This is a genomic window from Thermaerobacillus caldiproteolyticus (assembly GCF_013761245.1).
GTDB classification, from domain to species: domain Bacteria; phylum Bacillota; class Bacilli; order Bacillales; family Anoxybacillaceae; genus Thermaerobacillus; species Thermaerobacillus caldiproteolyticus.
In genome coordinates, this window is record NZ_JACDUT010000001.1 from 23,130 (window position 1) to 43,628 (window position 20,499).

The 20,499-nt window shown below is 41.9% G+C and carries 20 protein-coding genes and 1 riboswitch; all 20 genes read right to left on the reverse strand.

Annotated features, from left to right (window positions below; genetic code table 11):
* Window positions 1-76 precede the first annotated feature (76 nt).
* Window positions 77-296: riboswitch (cobalamin riboswitch) on the reverse strand.
* A 142-nt stretch (window positions 297-438) separates the two neighbouring features.
* Complete coding sequence (locus HNR31_RS00130; protein ID WP_181554240.1) at window positions 439-1,053, reverse strand: PH domain-containing protein; 615 nt, start codon at window positions 1,051-1,053, stop codon at window positions 439-441.
* 380 nt (window positions 1,054-1,433) lie between these two features.
* On the reverse strand, window positions 1,434-1,760 hold the full coding sequence (locus HNR31_RS00135; RefSeq protein WP_181554241.1) for a hypothetical protein: 327 nt from the start codon (window positions 1,758-1,760) through the stop codon (window positions 1,434-1,436).
* 210 nt (window positions 1,761-1,970) lie between these two features.
* Window positions 1,971-2,315, reverse strand: coding sequence for a hypothetical protein (locus HNR31_RS00140; RefSeq protein ID WP_228485528.1), 345 nt, complete (start codon window positions 2,313-2,315; stop codon window positions 1,971-1,973).
* Window positions 2,316-2,402: 87 nt separating this feature from the next.
* Window positions 2,403-2,717, reverse strand: a complete 315-nt coding sequence (locus HNR31_RS00145) for a hypothetical protein (RefSeq protein ID WP_181554242.1) — start codon at window positions 2,715-2,717, stop codon at window positions 2,403-2,405.
* Between the two features lie 865 nt (window positions 2,718-3,582).
* On the reverse strand, window positions 3,583-4,500 hold the full coding sequence (locus HNR31_RS00150) for a DUF7916 family protein (protein ID WP_181554243.1): 918 nt from the start codon (window positions 4,498-4,500) through the stop codon (window positions 3,583-3,585).
* Window positions 4,501-4,620: 120 nt separating this feature from the next.
* The gene (gene nagE / locus HNR31_RS00155) at window positions 4,621-5,982 is read right to left on the reverse strand and encodes an N-acetylglucosamine-specific PTS transporter subunit IIBC (RefSeq protein WP_181554244.1); all 1,362 of its coding nucleotides are present in this window, start codon (window positions 5,980-5,982) and stop codon (window positions 4,621-4,623) included.
* Between the two features lie 55 nt (window positions 5,983-6,037).
* Window positions 6,038-6,760, reverse strand: coding sequence for a GntR family transcriptional regulator (locus HNR31_RS00160; protein WP_181554245.1), 723 nt, complete (start codon window positions 6,758-6,760; stop codon window positions 6,038-6,040).
* A complete protein-coding gene (gene nagB / locus HNR31_RS00165) occupies window positions 6,757-7,503 on the reverse strand; it encodes a glucosamine-6-phosphate deaminase (protein ID WP_220129363.1) in 747 nt (248 codons plus the stop codon). Before nagB ends, HNR31_RS00160 begins: the two co-directional genes overlap by 4 nt.
* Window positions 7,504-7,524: 21 nt before the next feature.
* Window positions 7,525-8,697: an N-acetylglucosamine-6-phosphate deacetylase gene (nagA, locus tag HNR31_RS00170; RefSeq protein ID WP_181554835.1), complete on the reverse strand. Its 1,173-nt coding sequence runs from the start codon at window positions 8,695-8,697 to the stop codon at window positions 7,525-7,527.
* Window positions 8,698-8,821: 124 nt separating this feature from the next.
* Entirely contained in the window at window positions 8,822-9,556 is a 735-nt protein-coding gene (locus HNR31_RS00175) for an SIS domain-containing protein (RefSeq protein WP_181554836.1), read from the reverse strand.
* 368 nt (window positions 9,557-9,924) lie between these two features.
* Window positions 9,925-11,715 carry an ATP-binding protein gene (locus HNR31_RS00180; RefSeq protein WP_181554837.1) on the reverse strand — a complete coding sequence of 597 codons (1,791 nt, stop codon included), beginning with the start codon at window positions 11,713-11,715 and terminating at the stop codon, window positions 9,925-9,927.
* A complete protein-coding gene (locus HNR31_RS00185; RefSeq protein WP_181554247.1) occupies window positions 11,715-12,431 on the reverse strand; it encodes a response regulator transcription factor in 717 nt (238 codons plus the stop codon). Before HNR31_RS00185 ends, HNR31_RS00180 begins: the two co-directional genes overlap by 1 nt.
* A 193-nt stretch (window positions 12,432-12,624) precedes the next feature.
* Entirely contained in the window at window positions 12,625-13,809 is a 1,185-nt protein-coding gene (gene ccsB / locus HNR31_RS00190) for a c-type cytochrome biogenesis protein CcsB (RefSeq protein ID WP_181554248.1), read from the reverse strand.
* On the reverse strand, window positions 13,793-15,454 hold the full coding sequence (locus tag HNR31_RS00195) for a cytochrome c biogenesis protein ResB (RefSeq protein ID WP_181554249.1): 1,662 nt from the start codon (window positions 15,452-15,454) through the stop codon (window positions 13,793-13,795). Before HNR31_RS00195 ends, ccsB begins: the two co-directional genes overlap by 17 nt.
* Window positions 15,455-15,466: 12 nt before the next feature.
* Window positions 15,467-15,988: a thiol-disulfide oxidoreductase ResA gene (gene resA, locus HNR31_RS00200; RefSeq protein ID WP_181554250.1), complete on the reverse strand. Its 522-nt coding sequence runs from the start codon at window positions 15,986-15,988 to the stop codon at window positions 15,467-15,469.
* Window positions 15,989-16,094: 106 nt separating this feature from the next.
* Window positions 16,095-16,826, reverse strand: coding sequence for a 23S rRNA pseudouridine(2605) synthase RluB (gene rluB / locus HNR31_RS00205; RefSeq protein WP_181554838.1), 732 nt, complete (start codon window positions 16,824-16,826; stop codon window positions 16,095-16,097).
* Window positions 16,827-17,165: 339 nt separating this feature from the next.
* Complete coding sequence (locus HNR31_RS00210) at window positions 17,166-17,699, reverse strand: spore maturation protein (protein ID WP_181554251.1); 534 nt, start codon at window positions 17,697-17,699, stop codon at window positions 17,166-17,168.
* Window positions 17,696-18,295, reverse strand: coding sequence for a nucleoside recognition domain-containing protein (locus HNR31_RS00215; protein WP_181554252.1), 600 nt, complete (start codon window positions 18,293-18,295; stop codon window positions 17,696-17,698). The genes HNR31_RS00210 and HNR31_RS00215 overlap by 4 nt, the downstream gene beginning before the upstream one ends.
* Window positions 18,288-19,430, reverse strand: coding sequence for a D-alanyl-D-alanine carboxypeptidase family protein (locus tag HNR31_RS00220; protein ID WP_181554253.1), 1,143 nt, complete (start codon window positions 19,428-19,430; stop codon window positions 18,288-18,290). Before HNR31_RS00220 ends, HNR31_RS00215 begins: the two co-directional genes overlap by 8 nt.
* Before the next feature lie 135 nt (window positions 19,431-19,565).
* Entirely contained in the window at window positions 19,566-20,432 is an 867-nt protein-coding gene (locus HNR31_RS00225) for a superoxide dismutase (RefSeq protein WP_181554254.1), read from the reverse strand.
* Window positions 20,433-20,499 lie beyond the last annotated feature (67 nt).

Genomic DNA, 20,499 nt, shown 5'->3' on the forward strand with positions numbered 1-20,499 from the left:
GAAACGACAAAATATAGAAATGCTTGATATGTAAACATTCATTCGTCGTTTCACCATCTCACTCCCCGAAGATAGGAAACATTCGGCAGCAAAGGCAGGTCTACTGACTCATGCATCATCCTACTCTGAACCTTCCCATGCAGGTAACAGCTTTCGCCATCACACGGCACAGTGGTGATTTCATTTCGTCCGCATTTACAGTTGCGGGGACAGTTCTGGACTTTCACCAGATTCCCTATTAAGTCTACTAGGGCAATACACCGCGCCCGTTCGACACCTTTTCTGCCATGATATAAAATTGTGTGAATTTGTCGAACAATTTACAGTTATATATTAATGCAAATGACCATCATTGACAATAAAAAAATAAGAAGCTGGTGCGATATCATTCAAACCTAAACACTCGAATCGAATCCGATCCGAGTGTTTGGATAATCATCAATTATGAATATAACGCTCAAACACAAATCCAAAATCTTTTACCGTATATTGTTTTTTCGTGTCAATTAACCAATGAAATGCAATTTGGTTGAGCTCTTTGAACTGTTCCGCTAAATCATTTGGTGTACTTGCAATGCGGCTTAAAACTGTAGAAGCTAACTCTAGACTTTGGCGAGCATAGTCTAATGTCGTTTCGTTTTCGTGGCAGATTTCTGCGATTTTCAGCAATGCCTTATATAAATCTTTCACTTCTTCGATATGCTTTTTATGCACATCAATCGAGTATTGTTCAGAACCGATTTTAAATTTAATTTCCACATCTAAATCGACCGTACCCGCTGTTTCCAATGTCACATCAGAAATGCGATGCTTGCTGTAATCATAACGGCGAAGCGTGCGCTTTTTGCTTGTTGCGCTCGTTCCGTCAAGATGAATAAGCGCTTTGTTCGTAAAGCAATACTCATCAGACTTTGACTTAATCAAAAAGTAAATTTTCTCCCCATCTTCATGCATCACATAATCGTCGGCATCAACTTTATCATAGTTCTCCGGTTTAATCACAGCCCCTACATCACTTAATCCAAGCACATCAGCAGCGACTTTTCCAAACATGTTATTCCACCTCTCCTCATTTGTGCTAAACACAGACATGCTCATTATAACATGCATAACATAATAATCGTTAATTTTTCCAATTGATTTTATAATCCACACATGACAATACCCTTATCAAACAATTCTATATAAAATACAGATTTTCGACATATGTAAAATGTTTTTAATGCCCCGTTGTGTAACTAAAAGACTCCATCTATGTCAGTTCTTGAATTCAAAGGATGTAGAGTTTAGGGGCTATCGAAGCAGCTGATAAAGCACTTGAGTGGTTGTGTAAAGTTTGAGTCAGACCTTTATTCCAATGTCAAAACTCCTTGCTAATGTTCAAAATCAAAAAAGGAACTATCTCATCAATTAAGAGACAGCTCCCGATATGATTAGTCTTCGAATTCTTGTTCTTGTTCTTGCTCTTGGTCTTGTTCAGATTCCGCACGCGAACGCACTTTTGACGTAGAATCCGAATCCACCTTAATATCAAGATCTATTCTCGTGTTGCCACTGTTGGCGACTCTGGCGATGTTTGTATTGCGGTCTACATTTTTTAAATCATTGTCATTATCTAATTCTGTATTACTTCTTAAATCGTTATCAGATTCAAAATCAACATCTGCTTTTGAACGGCTATCTGAGTCTGAATTTGAACGGCTACGGCTAATAGATTGGTTATTATCATTTTCAGATAAATTTTTCCATAATTTACTCATTATCTCTTCTCCTTCCATTTGTTATATAGTTAATTTATTCAAACAAATAAGTAAAAGTTTGGACAAATGCCATTAGGTCGTACGCTGATTTTTATACCTCTCAAAAGCAAGAAGCCATTTCAAACAGAGCGGAATATTAGAATATATCCTCATAAAAATCAATCAAATAAATATTCGTTACCTATGTAAATAGGGGAAGGTGACTACATATTACCTTCCCCATTTGCTTTGATTTAACAGTTTAACTTTAGATACATCGTTTACTTCTCTTATATGATTGGATTTTTTGTAATTATTTGATAGAGCCTCTAATTTCCGAACAGCTAAATCAAACTCTTCGTTTGTTAGTTGTTTAGTAGCTAATAATGAACATAGAATGGCAAAGGCAATTGGCATTGTATCAACTTGAACATTTATATTAATATCAACATCAGAGTTCCCGCTATGGCCAATTTGTGATGCATTTGAATGGCTATCAAAAGAAGATATCTTCCCTAATGAGGATAAATTTCCTAAATTCCTTAAAGAAGTTTGATGATCATTTATATTTTCCATAACATATCCTTCCCCCAGAAATACAATTTAAAGTGGGATAGAAACTATCCCACCTATGTTATATTGTTTTACTACAACTATTAGTTATTAGTCTTCTTGCTCTTGTTCTTGCTCTTGATCTTGTTCAGATTCTGTACGCGCACGCACTCTTGCCGTAGAATCAGAATCCACCTTAATATCAAGATCTACTTTTGAGTTTCCGCTGTTAGTAACTTTTGCGATGTTTGTATTGCGGTCTATATTTCTCAAGTCATTGTCATTATCTAATTCTGTATTATTTTTCAAATCATTCTCGGACTCAAAATCGACATTTGCTTTTGAACGGCTATCTGAATCCGAACGACTGCGACTATTAGAACGGTTATTTCCACTACTGGAAAAACCTCTCCACTCTGTACTCATTCTCTCTCCCCCTTTCGTTCTTTATGCTGGTAGTTTATTCAACATCACACCAACATGTTTAGACAAATACCAGTAAGTCATATGTTGATTTTTAGAAGTTACTCGACATGTAGCAGGTACTCTTATCAGCACCAAAGGTTATGAATAGTATGAAAATAACATTTTAATTTATTTATCTTTACTAAAATAAATCTTAATTTCCATTCTATTTAGAGTTAAATATTTGGATTATGGGGAACGAAATGGTAAGATACCAATATTTCAACTGATATTCATTCGTTAGAAGACCCAAAAAGAGCGGATAGATCTTTTATATAGAAAACTTTTGAACTAGCTTGCACGCACTTCAAGAACATCGTGAACATACATTCATCTACTTCTCCGGTGATGCGTCCATTAAACCAAACCGAAAGAAAACAGAAAACATTCATCATGAAATAAAGATCCATTCGGTATTGATAAACAATGGAAATCGCTTTTGAAATATTAGAACGAATAGACAATTTATACTAACGGATGAAACAGTTACACGTCATAACATGATCGTTAAGAATAACAATTCTTTATTTCGCAGTTGAAAAGGTAGTCACAAAGAGGAAGTTCTCCATCGCTTAGGGTGTGCTGCTTGGGAAGTCGAAATATCAAGTCATATTTATATATTCAAAGCTAGGCGAAAGTAGTTTAGATCTCCTCGATCAAAATCCTTAACAAAAAGTATGTATGCGTTTTTTGCCACGTTTTATGCCTTATCATGAAGATCTTCCTCCCAAACAATATAAATTAAAAGAAAAATCCACACTATGAAAGTATTTCACTTCCATAGTGTGGTTAGGTTCTCACTTTCTTTCTGGAATTGGTGATTCATTTACCGCAACGGAGAGCTCGCCATACGAATGTATGTATGACGTTTGCCGCGAATGGCAATCGAATACGTCATAATGTTTTCTGGAATGGCAATGCCATGGTAACCAGCATCCCCAATATGATATAAATCAGCTCCGGCCATTTTACTTGTAAGTGCAATTTGACGGATCGTATGCTCGTCCGCCCCTTCTTGGCTTGTGCCGATTGTCAGCATGACTAGCGCTCCTTTTTCATGCGCAAAACGAACAAGCCTTTCCGTTTTTTCTAATGTCACCCCTGGGACAGTTCCTGGCGATGGCATAAGAATAACATCAGCCCCGGCGTTAATAAAGCGTTCCATTACTTCTTCGGAAACGATGCTTCCCCCTGTTTCATTGGCAACGCCTGCTCCATGCATTTTTCCGGCAATAATCAAGCCATCATCACCAAAGACGGAACGCGCTTTTTCAATCGCTTTGGCAATTTCATCATTGGTAACGCCTGTTTTAGGATTGCCTGTTAAGCAAACAAAATCAAAACCTAACTGCTTCGCTTCCTGCAACGATTCCTCCGTCGCCAATCTCCCTTTAGGAAGCGATGTTAAGCCTTCTAACTGTTTAGCGTTCGGATCGACAGGCTCCAAATTGACACCAATCGGACGCCCTGTTAACTCCTTAAGGCGTTTTACAATTTGATCAGGCTCGTTCATATCTAAACCATTAAAATGCGGTGCAAACACATCAAAAAAATTTAATAACAGTAAATCAGCGCCAAAAGCGGCAGCTATTTCTGCATTTGTCACTGCTGGATAAAACGGCGCAAACGCCCCAATGATTTCCGAAACAATTACTCTTCCCTCAGACGCTTTAATCGATTGTTTCAATTGTTTTCCATTCATATTGCGAAAATCAGAAGCAGTACAATCTAACAAGCGTTTCATAAGGATACTCCTTTTATGTGTAATTAAAAAGAAAGCGAAAAATAACTCGTTCGATTTCCCCTAATCCCAGACTATAAAAAGCCCTTGGCTGTTCAGATAAACAGCCAAGGCATGCAAAGTTTATAGTTTTTTCATCTCATTCGCCACAAATTCAACATCCGTGCCAACGACCACTTGCAAATCCGTTTGGTTGAGACGAATAACACCTTTGGCTCCTAATTGTTTTAGCTCACTTTCATTGATTTTTGACATATCATTGACTTTTAGACGTAAACGTGTGACGCAATTATCAATTTGCGCTACATTGTCTTTTCCGCCTAACGCTTCCATGTACTTTGCGGCAAGATTTTCATATTTGCCTTCAGATTGCACTGTACGATTTTCCATCTCTTCGCCTTCATCTTCGCGTCCCGGTGTCTTTAGGTCAAGCTTTTTAATAAGGAAGTAAAAGACAACAAAATAAATAATTCCATAAATGATTCCTTGTACTAACAACAAATATGGTCTTTGGGCAATGCCTAAGTTTAAGAAATAGTCAATGGCTCCCGCTGAAAAGCTGAATCCGTGGTGAATGCCTAACATCGTCGCAATCGCCAGCGAAAGACCTGTTAAAATGGCATGTATAAAATAAAGCAACGGCGATAAAAACATGAACAAAAACTCAATCGGTTCTGTAATTCCCGTTAAAAACGATGTAAATGCAACCCCGATAAGCGCACCGGCTATCTCTTTACGACGCTCTTTTTTCGCTGCAGCAATCATCGCCAGCGCCGCTGCCGGAAGACCGAACATCATGATTGGGAAAAACCCAGCCATAAAAATGCCGGCACTAGGGTCCCCCGCAAAGAAACGGCCTAAATCTCCTGTTTTTCCGTTAAACTCTCCAAAGACAAACCATACTAAATTGTTTAACACATGATGCAATCCAATCGGAATTAACAAACGATTCAAAAAGCCAAAAATACCAACTCCTAACGCGCCAGCGCCAATAATCCATTTGCCAACTGCGTTAATTCCATCTTGAATTGGCGGCCATACATACCCGAAAATCAATGCTAATACAAGCATCACCAGAGAAGTAACTATCGGCACAAACCGTTTTCCGCCAAAAAACCCCAACCAGTCCGGCAGCTTAATATTATGATAGCGATTATATAAAAGACCAGCAACAACTCCTGAAAGAATCCCCCCTAATACCGCCATATTAATGTCTTTATTAATCGCTGTAGCTCCTTTTGTTAACACAAAATAACCAACCGCGCCGGCTAACGCAGCGGCACCATTCCCATCTTTTGCAAATCCGACTGCTACTCCAATCGCAAACAATAAAGGCAAGTTGGAGAAAACAGCATCTCCTGTTGCTGCGATAAACGGAATATCCAATAAATCCGGTTGCCCTAAACGAAGCAATAACCCCGCCGCAGGAAGAACGGCAATCGGCAGCATTAGCGCTTTTCCAAGGCGCTGTAAAAATCCTAACATCATATATTCCCCCTCTTTTTGTCATTCTTTATCGAAAAGCAAGTAACTTGCCCTTCTACCGTTCCATTTCGATCGTAAATTTGTAACGATCTCCTCGGTAAATCGATCTGACCACTTCCAATGGTCGTCCATTTTCTAAATAGCTATTTCGCTGAATGGATAAAACCGGTGCTCCTTCTTTCACTTGTAAAAGATTTGCCTCTACTTTCCGCGCCACCGATGCCTCTAATACTTGCACCGCCGAGCGGATCGTTAATCCTAATTTATTTTCAATAAACTCATAGACGGAACCGCTTACAATCCCCCGCGTTAAACCGGGTACGAGCGCACAGGGCAAGTACGACGTTTCTAAAGCCATCGGCAACTGATCAGCTAAACGGATACGGCGAATTTCATAAATATCCGACCCTTCGCGAATGTCGAGCTGCTGGGCTAATGATTGGTCGGCAGGAATAATATGAAAGTCAAGCACATTCGTTCCCGGGTCCATCCCTCTAGCTCTCATGTCTTCAGAAAAACTCGTCAATCCTTTTAACGGCTGTTCGATTTTTTTCGCAGCGACAAACGTGCCTTTTCCTCGCTTTCTCACCAAATAGCCGTCGTTTACTAAATTATTGATCGCTTGACGAACCGTCATCCGGCTAATGTCGTACGTTTCAGCAAGCTCCCGCTCAGACGGAATCATTTCTCCTGGTTTAAGCTGCTGTTTTTCGATCATTTCTTTTATCCCTTGTTCAAGCTGATAATAAATCGGAAGAGGAGAATGTTTGTTAATCATATCGCATACACCTTTCGCTGCTCATCTCTCACAAGCGATAATGCTTCTTGATCAGCAATGATCGTGACATTTGGATGCGTTTTTAAAACGGACGCAGGAATTAGCGGTGTCACATCTTTTTCAAAGAGTTGGGCCATAATCGGCGCTTTTGTCTTTCCTGATGCAAGTAAAATGATGTGTCCGCTTTTCATAATCGTTGCAATTCCCATTGTAATGGCCTTGCTTGGTACGTCTTCTAGCGTAGGAAAAAAGCGGGCGTTCGCTTGGCGTGTGGATGGAGCCAACTCGACGACATGCGTTACCGTAGAAAACGGCGTTCCTGGTTCATTAAAACCGATATGTCCGTTTCGCCCAATCCCTAATAGTTGTAGATCGATTCCACCTACCTCATCAATCAAATTCTCGTAACGCTTGCATTCTGCTTCCGCATCATCGGCAAGCCCGTTCGGAATATATGTTTGTGACACAGGAATATCAATATGAGAAAAAAGATGACGGTTCATGTAATAGTGGTAACTATTTGGATGATCCGGTCCTAGGCCAAGATACTCATCCAAATTAAAAGTATGGACACGTTCATACGATGTTCCGTTTCGGCGATGATCGTCCGCTAATGCTGCATACGTTCCGAGCACTGTTTCTCCTGTTGCTAAGCCGAGAACGGAATTCGGCTTTTTCTTTATTTGTTCAATAATGATTTTCGCCGCTTTTTCACTCATTTCCTTGTAATCTTTTACTTCCATGAGTTTCACGACAGACCCCTCCTATTTCGAATATGCGAGTTTGCCGCGACAAAATGTCATGACTACCTCATATTCTTGATTCAGCACAACAAGGTCCGCATCTTTGCCGGCGCGAATGCTCCCCTTTCGTTCAAGAATGCCTAATTGTTTAGCCGGGTTCCACGATCCCATGCGAATGACATCCTCAAGGGTACAACCGGTAAACTCTATCATTTTTTTGACAGCATCCTTTAATTTCAAAATACTTCCTGCCAGCGTTCCATCTTGCAATGTGGCCTGTTCCCCTTGAACGATTACTTCTTGGCCGCCTAGTTCATATACTCCTGCTCCGAGGCATTTTGCACGCATCGCATCGGTAATTAACACCATTCCATCACTTCCCTTATTGCGGTAAGCAAATCTTACCATCTCAGGAGCTACATGAATGCCGTCAACAATAATTTCACAGAGCACCTCATCATGCATGAGCACTGCTCCAGCAACTCCCGGCTCACGATGATGAATGCCGCGCATACCGTTAAATAAATGAGTGGCATGCGTAATCCCCGCCTGAATCGCCGCTTTCACTTCTTCATAGATGGCGTCAGAATGACCGATCGAAGCGACAACACCGTGTTCTTTTAAATAGGCGGTTAATTCCAATCCATTTTTCTCTTCCGGCGCTAATGTCACAAGGCGAATATATCCATTTGCGGCCTCTTGCCATTTTTTGAACAACTGAATATTTGGTTCCATAATATTTCTCGGATGTTGGGCTCCAGCCCGTTTTGGAGAAATAAATGGTCCTTCTAAATGAATTCCAATCACTTCCGCTTCTCCTGGGCGATTATGAAACTGAATGTAGTGTGCCGTATTTTGCAACGCCCGCTCGATCAGATCGGAAGAAGCCGTCATCGTCGTTGCAAGAAAGCTTGTTGTTCCTTCCTTTGGCAGTACCGTAGCCATCGTCTGTAGCGCATCTGTTGTCGCATCCATCACATCTGCTCCGGCTGCTCCATGAATGTGAATATCAATGAATCCAGGCACAACAAAATGATGAGAATCAAGCTCAATGACAGTTGCTCCGTTTACATCTGGCTGCGATGACATTGGACCGATATCGACGATTTTTTCTCCTTCCACGAGCACATATCCTTGCTCGATTCGTTCCTTTTCCGCATAAACGGTTGCGTTCTTCAGAAAAAGTCGATTCATCATGCCACACCCTCTTTCTGATTTGATCTTAACATTATATCAACTAGTTGTCTATACCACTTGGACTATTTTTAAATATTGTCTGCAAACCCGTCTGTTGACAGCAAAAAGCAAAAATTGTTGATCAACGCAGCAATTGAATTCTGTCACGATACATTTCAATGAGCTTCTGATTATGTTCCTGTCCTTCCTGAAGATTGCCGCTTACAAAAATCGGCGTCTCTTTTCCGTGTTCCGCGATCATGACGATTGCTTCAGCGAAAATCGCATGCAAAATCGCAGCGCCGATGATGGTCGATGTTGGTGCAAACGGAACAGAAACATGAGGATGTGTTAAAACGGCATCCCCTTTTACTGAATAGTTGTTAATCGCGAGGTCAACGCATTCCCATAAATGCTTTCCACTTGGATGAAGCGATGGAAGCGCTTTTGAATACTGTAATGACGTGATCCCAATCACATATGCTCCACATTGTTTCGCCCATAATGCAACATCAATGGGAACCGGATTGCGTCCAGAATTGGAAATGACAAAAACAACATCCTCTTTTCGAATATCTTCCTTTTCTAAAAATGTACGAGCATATCCTGTTTCCTTCTCCAACTGCGATGAGCGAACAGCGCCTTCATGAAGCATTAACGATTCAATCAATATCGGTTTAATCGGAACAAGCCCGCCGGCGCGATAAAACACTTCTTCCGCTAACAAATGGGAATGCCCGCAGCCAAATAATTGAATAATGCCAGCTCTTTGGATACACTCTGATACTTTCTTCGCAGCGATGAGCAGCGTTTCTTTTTCCTCTTTTTCAACAGCCACTAGCAACTTATGAATATGCTGAAAATATTCAGAAATCAAAGGCATTCCTTCCTCCTTTTAATCGTCCTGTTAAACAGCATTGGTTTTTAATAGAAAATAATATAGACTTCCTTTTTTAACCTTGCTGAAGAATGTGCTGACAACTGATTTCTTTATTGTATACAAGCCATTATTTCGATTTATTTTGTCTTATTTTAATAGCAGCTACAATACAAACAAATGCACCCATAAAACTGGTGAAAACAGCAACAAAGACTGCGTTATCCATCATTCATCCACCCATCATTCTAATAGCTTTATTATAAACTGACTGGCTCCATTAGCTTAAGAAAAAATCAGCAACATTCTTGAACACAGACTTTTTCTTGCTAAAGAAAAAGCCCCGCATCAAAGCAAGGGCTTTCCGTCTACGATTCGTGTGTTGCATTTGGCAAGTAAAACGTAAACGTCGTACCTTCATGGAGCTTACTATGCACGGAAATCATTCCTTTATGCGCTTCAACGATATTTTTCGCGATCGCAAGACCTAGCCCTGTTCCGGAACGACCGCGGGTACGCGCTTTATCCGCCTTATAAAACCGCTCAAATATAAACGGCAAATCCTCTTCCGCAATGCCGGAACCGGAATCTTGAACATGAATCGTGACTCCGTCCCCGCTTCGCTCGACGATTACTTTCACCGTCCCGTTTTCATCTGTATGGCGAATGGCGTTATCAATTAAGTTCGTCAACACTTGTTCAATGCGGTCAGGATCAATCGTCATTTCGATGTTTTCATCTTTCCATTCAGCCGATAAATTGATTTGTTTTTCCTTCGCCAATCCTTGGAATTTCCGAATAATGCGCTCAATATATGGAGCAAGCTGAACAGTTTTATAATTTAACGTTATATGTCCTGCTTCCATGCGGGCTAAATCAAGCAGGTCATTGACGAGACGCCCCATTCGTAACGATTCATCATAAATGACTTTCGCCATTTCTTTCTTTTCTTCATCGGTCGCAGCAATATCGTCAATAATGGCTTCGCTATATCCTTGCAACATCGCAATCGGCGTGCGCAGCTCATGAGAAACATTGGCGATAAAATCTTTCCGCAGCTTGTCCAAACGCCTCTCTTCCGTCATATCGCGCAATACCGCCACTGCTCCGCGAACAGCGGTCTGGTTATAAAGAGGTGACATTAAAATAACCCATGTTCGTCCTTGCAGCGTCAATTCCGTCATCTGCTCTTTCTCTTCACCGACGACGCGAGCGAACAGCTCATTCACTTGCGGCGGCAGTGGAGCCATCACCTCAGCCTCGTTTCCCTGTTCAAAATACCACGCTTGCAAAAATCGCTCTGCCGGTGGGTTTGTAATTAAAATTTCCCCGTCGCGATTAAAGGTAATGACACCATCTGCCATGCTGCTCAAAATGCTCGCTAACTGCTCTTTCTCTTGGTTTAACGCATTGATGTTAAATTGCAGGCGCCTTCCCATTTGGTTAAACGCCATCGCCAGCTCTCCGATTTCATCATGAGTTAAAATCGGCACTTTCGTATCGAATTTGCCGCGAGCAACTTCAAACGCAGCTTGACGCATTTTCCGAAGCGGAGCCGTAATGCGCGTCGATAGGAAAAACGCAAAAATCGTCGTTAATACAATAGCGATGAATGCAGCCAGAAAGATTAATTTCTTCGTTTGCTGCGTCGTATCTTCAACCGCTTGCAACGATTGGTAAATAAATACCGCCCCGTGTTTCCCATCTGCTGTCTCAAGCGGTACGCCGACAATAAGCAATTGACCATAACGGTCATCACCGACTTGAATGTTCGGCAAATACATTTTCTTTTTTATTTGCTTTCGTTCGGTTAATACCTTTTGTAAATCGTCATCCTTTTGAATAAGCGATAATGGCAAGTCGCGCAGCCGGGTGTTTGCGGGCGAATACCAATAATGGACTTGATCAGCGATAATGACCGCTTTCGACATATCGCCGACTAATGTCCATGCAATGGAACGCCCGAGTTCTTCATCCGTATGTTCGTGCATGACTTCTGATACTTTTGTTGCCAATTGCGTTAACTCTTTTTCCGCTTCTTGAACATGGTAGTTTTCAAAAAATTTTAATAGGAGAATCGTTAAAATAAAAAGAACAAACGAGACAAGCAATAAAATAGTAAACCATAATTTCCCGACAACGCTGCGCCAAAACCACATCATTCGTTCACAACCTCGAATTTATAGCCAACTCCCCAGACGGTCACAATCATTTTTGCCGCCGTCGGAGACACTTTATTTAATTTTTCACGAAGGCGTTTAATATGTGTGTCCACGGTGCGTAAGTCTCCAAAAAATTCGTAATGCCATACTTCTTTTAAGAGCTGTTCTCGATCAAACACTTTATCGGGTGATTTTGCCAAAAATAATAATAGTTCATATTCCTTCGGCGTTAAGCTCACTTCTTTCCCATCTGCTGTGACGCGGTGAGCATCATTATCGATTGTTAAATGCGGAAAGACAAGAATGTCTTTCGCAGTGGTATCCGTTGGTACATATGTTGCGTTGACCGCACGGCGTAAAAGCGCTTTAACGCGCAATACGACTTCACGCGGGCTGAACGGTTTGACAATATAATCATCGGTTCCTACTTCAAACCCTTGAACTCGATTCGCTTCCTCTCCTTTTGCGGTCAACATAATAATCGGCGTTGTTTTCTTTTCACGAATTTCTTTACATACTTCAATGCCGTCCCTCCCCGGCAGCATTAAGTCAAGCAAGATCACGTCATAATCGTTTTCCAGCGCTTTTTTGAGTGCATCGTCGCCATTATCCGCTTCCTCAATGAGATAATTTTCACGCTCTAAATACATTCTTAATAAGCGCCGGATACGTTCCTCGTCATCGACAACTAAAATTTTTACTTGTTTATCCATCATGAACATCCTCCCTTGTTCACTATTTTACAAAAGTGCTCCTCTTTTATCTACATTTTCTATTTATAAATAAAGGATGTCCCACAAAACGATGAGACATCCCCTTTGTCTAGGTTTTCATGACAGCTGACTTTTCAAACATGGATCGTGATGTAACATCCCATTGGGATTGCACGAATTGGCTTCGTGATAGTTACGAACCAGCATACGAATGCAAGCCAGCGATGACCAAGTTGACCGCAACTAAGTTAAACATAATAATCGCAAAACCAATGACGGCAAGCCATGCCGATTTTTCACCATGCCATCCTCTTGATAAGCGAAGATGCAAAAATGCAGCATAAAACAACCACGTGATTAATGCCCAAACTTCTTTCGGGTCCCATCCCCAAAAGCGCGTCCATGCAATTTGTGCCCAAATCATGGCAAAAATCAATGCTCCAAGGGTAAACACTGGAAAGCCAATTGCGACAGCGCGATAACTAATTTCATCGGTCAAATCTAAATTCACATGTTTCACAAGCGGCTGTAATGCTGCGGCGATACGTTTCCGCAATACAAGACGCAACAACAAATAAAGAACCGTTCCACCGATCAATGACCAAATCACTGTGTTTAATTTTTTCGCATTAATGATGGCCGGCATATGAACAAGCGGCTCAAAGCGATCAGCACTTTCTTTTTCTAACGTTCCCTTATGCGGTCCGACAAGTGCTGGCATATCGTATACGACTTCCGCTTGTTGTTTATTTTTATCCACCCACGTAAATTTCGCTTCATAATCAGCAAGGCTGAATGCCGTTGAGACAGCGACAAACCCGAGTGTCGTAATTAAACAGAACATAATGACTTCCAACCAAAACGTGCGTTTGCTTGGCTTCGATTGGTCAACGACGCGAATTAAATAAATGAGCCCTGCCGCAAAGCTAACGGCTAAAATCGCTTCCCCAGCTGCCGCTGTTGTGACATGGATGTGTAACCAGTCACTTTGCAATGCCGGGATAAGCGGTGTAATCTCGCGCGGAAACATGCTTGCATAGGCAATCACTAGCAGCGCGACCGGCAATGTAAACAAGCCAAGGACACTTATTTTATAAATAAAATAAATAATGATAAAGGCACCGACAAGCATCATTCCAAAAAACGTGGTGAATTCAAATAAATTACTAACCGGCGCATGCCCAGCGGCAATCCATCTTGTAATAAAGTAGCCCAATTGCGAAACAAAACCGACAATCGTAATGACAATTCCGAGCATTGACCAGCGATTGGTGCTCGGCTTCTCCTTTTTGTCGCGAATCGCTCCGCCAAAAAAGAACGTTCCGATTAAATAGAGAATAAACGCGATATAAAGCAGTGTACTACTTAGTTGCGCCATTCCTGTCTCCTCCTTGCGCTGCTTTCTTCTCCACTTCCGCTTGGTCGATTGGCATCGCTAATCCTGTTCCTTCGATGATATGCTTCATTTCATTTTTCAATCCGAACCAGTTTTTATTCGTATGTGCGGCCAGCCATACTTCACCATTCACCCGCTGCAACCAAATGCGGCGATGATTCCAGTACATTCCTTGGATAAGCCCGATCATAAAAATGACTCCGCCGATTCCTAAAATCCATAATGTAAAATCGCGACGCACCGTCAAGCCAGAGACGTTTCTCGTATCAAGTCCGGCAAACGCCATTTTATATTTGTTATTTCCAAATGGCTCAATCGTCTGACGAATTGCGACAAAGCTGACTTCCCCTTTTGGTTTGTCAGGAGTAATCATTTTAAACACAAACGCCGGGTTATTCGGAATTTTTGATTTTGTCGCCGGATTTCCGTCATCATCAAAATAAAAGTCCGGGAAATAGCTTAATAGCTCAACACGATAACCATTTCCAAGGTTGTAAGAAGATTGCGGATTATGTAAATCAACTGTTACCGTACCAAATGATTGATTGGTCGCTTTATCAATTAAATTAAACGCCATTTTATTCGGTTCGTTCATTTTAAAATCGACTTGATATAAGGCATAATGGTCATATTTCAGCGGTTCGTTAACGCGAATGTTGTACTCTTTTACTTTTTTTAATTTTGGCTCTTCTCCCGGCACAATCGGACCAACGCGCTTATAAAGCACAACGTTCGTTTGATACGTTTTCGCCACAGTTCCGTTTCCGACACGATCGATGGCTGCATTAAATACTTCGTTATCTTTTCCTTTCTCATACACTTCAAAAATAAATTTTTCGTTTTTCAAAAAATACTTTCCGCCTGTACCCGGAATTTCTTTTGTCTCACCTTCGCGAATCCAAAGCACTTTATCGACATACATGCCCGGGACAAAGCGAAGCATCGCACCGATTAAAAAAATGATTAAGCCGATGTGGTTCACATACGGTCCCCAACGCGAAAAACGTCCTTTTTCCGCCAAAATGTTACCGTTTTCCTCACGAACGTGATAGCGGCGCTTGATTAATCGCTCTTTCATTTGGCTGAATACTCGGTTTTCATCGGCCACCTGTGAAGCACTAAATAAACGTTGGCGCTGCAAAAACGTCGGATGGCGTGTTACCCCTTGCTTTTGTAAAGCGCGATAAAGCGGAATGACGCGGTCTAAACTACAGATGACCAGCGATACGCCGATGGAAGCAATCAGAAGCATATACCACCAAGAGCCGTACAAATTATTGAAACCAAGCTCATAATAAAGCTTCCCAGCCCAACCATATTGGTCTTTGTAATATTCGGCAGGGCTGACGTTCGGCGGAATATACATTTCCTGTGGAAAAATCGTTCCGATCGCGGATGCAACGAGCGTAATTACAATGAGCCAGACGCCGACTTTGACGGAAGAAAAGAAATTCCAAATTTTATCAATGATTGTTTTATTATACGTTTGCGAACGGCGCGCACTTCCCTCATAACGCATGTCCAATAATTTTTTCGATGTATCCTCTTCGAGCGGCTTTCCGCACGATTCGCAAAAAACAGTCCCGTGCGGATTGACGTGACCACATTCACATTTTACTTGTTCCATTGCCAAAACTCCCTATGGTTTAATGCTTTCCATATATTGCTGAACCATCTCTTCTGTCATCGTTCCGGTAATAATCTTTTTAATTTTCCCGTTCTTGTCAATTAAAAATGTTGCCGGCAGCTGGTCGATGTCATAGGCATTCATCACTTGATCTTCCCGGTCAATTGCAACCGGAAACGTTAAACCAAATTGGTCGATAAATTTTTGTACGCTCAATTTCGGTTCGCCGACATTTACAGCCAATACTTCGACCCCTTGCTGTTTATACGCTTCATACTGCCGGTTAATATACGGCATTTCTCGTTCGCACGGCTTACACCACGTTCCCCAGAAGTTCAAAAATACTCCTTTACCGCGATAGTCGGAAAGGCGATGGGATTTCCCATTCAAATCCGTTAGCACAAAATCGGGAGCGGTGGCACCAACTTTGATGCTTGTTTTTTCGGTAAAAAAGTTGGAATAAATCGTATAGCCCACTGCGCTCAGAAGCAATAATAAAATCACAGTTCGCACAACAAGTCGTTGTTTTTTCATTGTTCTGACTCTCCTGAAATCAAAATATTCCATTTTCCATTATAGCAATATTCACAGTTGTCAACATGAAAATTATATGAATGTTATGTGACAACGTAAGAAAAATTTACCTCCTACCGCCGGATAAGGCCAGTGCACGAAGTTGTTTGACTTCATGTGGCGATAGCTCTCGGTAATCTCCAGGATTGAGCCCTTTTAAATCGAGAAACGCATAACGTTCCCGCTTCAATTTCATTACCCGGCAGCCGATCGCTTCAAACATACGGCGCACTTGGCGGTTGCGTCCTTCATGAATGCGTATTTCAATAATGGCCGTTTGCTTTCGCTTATCGAGTGAAAGCATTTTCACTTTCGCCGGCGCCGTCATGCCATCCTCAAGCATAATACCTTTCTCTAGTTGCTTTAGTTGCTCTCGTGTCGGAATTCCTCTCACTTTGGCAATATACACTTTTTCGATTTCATAGCGAGGATGCATCAAAAGGTTCGCGAAATCGCCATCGTTCGTCAACAATAATAACCCTGACGTATCATAATCTAATCGTCCAATCGGGTAAATGCGCTTATCAAGTCCTTCAAAAAAGTCGGTAACCACTTTCCGGCCTTTTTCGTCTTTGACGCTGGAAATGACACCGCGCGGCTTATAAAGAAGATAGTAAACCGGTTCTTCCCTCTCAACCGGAATACCGTCCACTTCGATTTTATCTTGAGGACCTACTTTTACACCAAGTTCGGTCACAACTTGACCGTTCACTTTCACTTTTCCTTGTAAAATAAGCTCTTCCGCTTTTCGTCTTGATGCAATTCCTGCATGTGCAATTACTTTTTGCAATCGTTCCATTGTTGTTGTCACCTCTTCAATCATCTTACTCTTTCCATGAAAAAGATACAAGCATGTCCCCTCACTATTTTTTATCATACACACCTTTTTTCGACAAACAAAAAAAGCAACCCAACAGGTAGGTCACTTTTTTAAAGGTGAAGAACGCAGCCATTTTAACGAAAAACCGTTTTGCCCGGCTCGCAGATAGTTGTCTTCCATGCCACACTTGCCCAAAATATGATTTAAAAAGTGATGCTTTATGTAACTCGAAAACACCCCCGCCCTCTCGGCAATGCAGGAACTTCTTCAAAGAAAGAATATTTGTCCATTGCACTTAACGGCTCTTCTCTGCTTTTCCTATCTACCAAATACAAATAATACAATAAAAAACGAAATGATAAAACTAAGGATATCGGCTAAAATCCCTACTTTCAACGCATCTCCCATCTTTTTAATACCGACAGCGCCAAAGTAAACGGTTAACACATACAACGTTGTTTCCGTACTCCCTTGAATCGTCGACGCAAGCCGACCGATAAACGAATCCGGTCCGTATGTGGCAATCAAATCGGTCGTCATGCCTAAAGCGGCTGTGCCGGAAATGGTGCGAATCATCGCCAGCGGCACGACTTCTACGGGAATGCCAATCGTTTTAACGAGCGGCTCAATGAAATTCATTATATAGTCCAAGGCCCCGGAGGCTCGAAAAATCGAAATCGATACAAGCATGCCGACTAAATACGGAATCACGGAAAAGGCGATTTGAATGCCTTCTTTTCCCCCCTCGACAAACGCTTCATATGTCGGCACTTTTTTAAACGTCCCATATAAAAGAATAAAGGCAATGGTGACAGGGATCAGCCAAATGGAAATTAGCTGAATCAGGCTCATCTCCTCTTCCCACCTTTCCGCACTCGCTTCCAATAATAATATCGATCGATGAAAATGGCACCAATCGTGGAAATGGTGGAAGCAACAAGAGTCGTGCCGATAATGTCTCCAGGAGCCGCAGAGCCATATGTCATCCGAATCGAAATAACCGTCGCCGGAATAAGCGTAATGCTTGACGTGTTAATCGCCAAAAATGTGACCATTGAGCGGCTCGCCTCGTCTTTATAGCCATTTAATTTTTTCAGCTCTTCCATTGCTTTAATTCCCATCGGTGTTGCGGCATTCCCCAGACCAAACATATTCGCAATCATATTCGAGACGATATACCCCATCGCCGGATGGTTTGCCGGCACCTCTGGAAAAAGGCAGCGAACAAATGGTTTACATAAATTAGAAAGCTTAGCAAGCAATCCTGCTTCCTCTGCAATTCTCATCAATCCAAGCCAAAACACTAAAATACTAATCATACCGATGCTGATTGTCACCGCTTCTTTTGCACCTTTAAATACCGCTTCGTTCACTTCATCCATCGTTCCATGGGCCATCGCAAAGAAAATTCCGATAATCGCCATCATTACCCAAATTACGTTAACCATCGTTCCCCACACCTAAAAAGAAAAATAACTTCCCAATCGAATCATTAGACACAGCATTTGATGAATGCTCGTACAAAATTGGTACCTCATCAACCGCTTCGTCGTCTAAATAAAGCACCGCTTTGCCAACAACGTCAGGGATATCGCGTTCATCTTTCTTCCATTCTTTTTTTGGTTTGATGAGTTGAATCTTAACATGTAGCTGTTTCATTTCCTCTTCTGTCACAGGATACATTAAATCGCGGCTCACGCGAATCTTATTATGATAAAAGTCATCCTTAATTTTGTTGATCATCCGCTTGTCGTCTACTTTGGCGATGACATAATCTTCAAACCCGTATTCGTACATTGCAATATGGTCATTCCAGTCATCCGGTGCATCCAGCGTCACCGCGATTAAATTTAAACCGTCTTTGGAAGCAGTCGTGACGAGCGTGCGTTTCGCTCGTTTCGTATATCCCGTTTTTCCCCCTGTGCAATACTCATAAAGGTTCGTGAGCAATTTATTTTTATTGCGCCAGACTCGATCCCATTTTTCCCCGGGATTGGGGGCACGATATACTTTTGTTCCTGCAATTTTCCGAAACTCTTTATTCTGCATCGCATACTGCATTAATAACGCCATATCGTAGGCGGTAGAGTAATGATTCTCCGCATCATCTAATCCGTGGGGATTCGCAAACTCAGTATCTCTCATTCCGATTTCTGCCGCTTTTTGGTTCATCAAAAACACAAAACCTTCAACGCTTCCCCCGACATATTCAGCGATAGCAATTGCCGCATCGTTCCCCGAACGAAGCATCAGTCCATATACGAGATCGCGCAACTTGATTTTTTCTCCCTCTTTCAAATAAACGGACGATCCTTCCGCACGAACAGCACGAGAGCTCACCGTTACCGTTTCGTCCATTTTTCCCGATTCAATCGCTAAAATGGCCGTCATAATTTTGGTGATGCTTGCAATGCGTCTCTTCGTATGTGCGTCTTTTTCAAATAGTACTCGTCCCGAATGTTGCTCCATTAAAATCGCACTTTGCGCGCTAACTTCTCCGACTGCTTCTGTTTTGTTCGGAATACATGAAAAAAACATGGTAAGCGCTATGATGAGTACCATACACCGTTTCCCTAGCTCCATGTAATCCCATCCCTTTTTCCGTTTTGTACAAGTGTATGCACAAAATGAATGGATATGCTTGAAAATGTACAAGTCTCATCTAACCGCATAAAAGTAACCGCATAAAAGGGAAGGAAATTCCTTCCCGCTATCAACTTAAAATGGTCTCCACCGAAGCTTGTTCGCTTGTTCAAAACGCTGTTCTACATTCCGCCAATGAACGACGTTCCACCAATTGTTAATATAAGCGGTACGGTCATTTTTATATTGCAAATAATACGCATGTTCCCACACATCTAACACAAGTAACGGAACCGTATCCCATTGCGTCATCCATTGATGCTTTTCCGTTTGTAAAATTTCCAATCGGTGTGAGCGTGGCGACCAGACAAGAATCACCCAGCCGACCCCTTCGACGCTTTTGGCTGCTTCTGTAAAATGTCTTTTAAATCTCTCAAAACTGCCAAAATCGGCCTTAATTCGCTCCAACAATCCTCCGCGCGGTTCTCCCCCTCCTTTCGGTGTCATATTGTTCCAAAAAATCGTGTGTAAGTAATGGCCGGAGCCGTGAAACGCTGCTTCTCGCTCCCAATGCTTTAACAATTCATAATCATTCGTTTCTCGCGCTTTTTGCATCATTTTTTCCGCTTTATTTAATCCGTCAACATAACTTTGGTGATGCTTCGTATGATGAAGGCGCATAATTTCCTCCGAAATATGCGGCTCAAGCGCATCATATCGATACGGAAGCGGCGGAAGCTTATGGCCGCCGATCGGAACACGCCCTTGACGATCTCTGTCTTCCCTTCGCTCTGCTTTTTCATACAAATCATCCACCATTGTTTGAATGTCGTAAATGTCCTCTTCTGTCCATACCTCTTCATGTTGTTTAAGGCGAGAGAGCAACGCTTCAATATCAGCGTGAATCTCTTCTTCGCCGCGCTCCGCATATCGCTGCTCCATTTGTTTTCCCCATTCGATTACGTCATTGACATATTGTTGAAAACGTTCTTGTTGTTCCATAAAAAACCTCCTCTTCGTTTGTCGCCATATCGTATGCCGTGAGCCTAAAAATCGTTCTTGTCTTTGC